The sequence below is a fragment of the Variovorax glucosi genome (genome assembly GCF_051216695.1).
In the GTDB taxonomy this organism is placed as follows: domain Bacteria; phylum Pseudomonadota; class Gammaproteobacteria; order Burkholderiales; family Burkholderiaceae_C; genus Variovorax.
Map to the genome: position 1 here is coordinate 1 of NZ_JBPJZE010000405.1, position 1,032 is coordinate 1,032.

A 1,032-nucleotide genomic window follows, 5' to 3' on the forward strand; every position below is an offset into this window, starting at 1 on the left:
CTGTTCCTCATTGCGAAAAATGCCGGGTAAAGGGGCGTCGCCGGCATTCCTCGCAACTACCTTCAGGCAAGGGCCATGCGCGCGCCGCCACGGGTGCGGCGCAGCCCGGTCCACTGCAGCTCGGCCAGCACCACCACGCACACCGCTTGCGCCAGCACCCAGGCCATGCCGATGCTGAACACCATCGGAATCCACACGCCCGGCAGGGCATAGGCGCTGCGCAGCTGATCGCTGTGAGGCGAATCGGGCCAGAGCTGGATGGCCATGTTGACCAGCACCATCGCGGCATCGATGGCCACGGTGACGAGCGCAAGATCGCGCGGCAGGCGCTGCGCGCTTGCGTGGGAAGGGGTCGCCGTCATGGGAATTCTTTCTTCTTCGCCTTACGTGGTGCATGCGATGGTGGCGAACGTGCCACCGCCGCGTGCGAAGAAAGCGAGGGTATCGGATGACGGAGGATGCGCAGTGCTTCATGGCGCACATTGCTGGCCAGCATTGAATGCCGCCGGCATTCACCGAGTTGTGCGCCATCAGCGAGAAGCTGCTGGACGAAGCCATGAACATCGACTTTGCCCTGGCCGCACTCACCGGCGCGCGCCGTCGGCTGGACGGCACATGTGCTGGAGCAGCAAGCCACGGGGCAGCCGATACGGCCGCCTGCGCACTATCCGGGGCGGTCGCTCAACAAGAACCAGATCGCGAGCGGCACGATTTCATCGAAATAGTTCTCGAACTTGGCTCCCAAACTCACAACGTTGAAACCACTTCGACAACGGCATTTTCTGTGGGAACGCGTTTTACTGCCCCCGTTTCGGGGTCATACAGGATGAGTGTTTTGCTCAAAGCGAAAACGACGCGCCCTTTGACTTGAACGTCTCCTTCAGTAAATTTCACTGAAACGCATTGCGCCCCAATCTCACCACTCGTTTGGTCAGGTTTCGACTTCCGTTCGAGGCGACCTTCCCGATTTATGACAGATACACAGTTCTTGGGAGCCACAACAAACTGATCAATGTGCACCTCTCCGGCAAA

At 60.1% G+C, this 1,032-nt stretch carries 3 protein-coding genes; 1 reads left to right on the forward strand and 2 read right to left on the reverse strand.

Features of this window, described 5'->3' with window-relative positions:
• Positions 1 to 62: 62 nt before the first annotated feature.
• Complete coding sequence (locus tag ACSFA3_RS26035) at positions 63 to 362, reverse strand: hypothetical protein (RefSeq protein ID WP_435508192.1); 300 nt, start codon at positions 360 to 362, stop codon at positions 63 to 65.
• A 207-nt stretch (positions 363 to 569) separates the two neighbouring features.
• On the opposite strand from ACSFA3_RS26035, the gene ACSFA3_RS26040 reads away from it, so the two are divergent.
• Complete coding sequence (locus tag ACSFA3_RS26040) at positions 570 to 725, forward strand: hypothetical protein (protein ID WP_435508190.1); 156 nt, start codon at positions 570 to 572, stop codon at positions 723 to 725.
• A 22-nt stretch (positions 726 to 747) separates the two neighbouring features.
• Here the strand turns inward: ACSFA3_RS26040 and ACSFA3_RS26045 are convergent.
• The coding region (locus ACSFA3_RS26045) for a hypothetical protein (RefSeq protein WP_435508191.1) at positions 748 to 1,032 on the reverse strand (285 nt) is incomplete at its 5' end.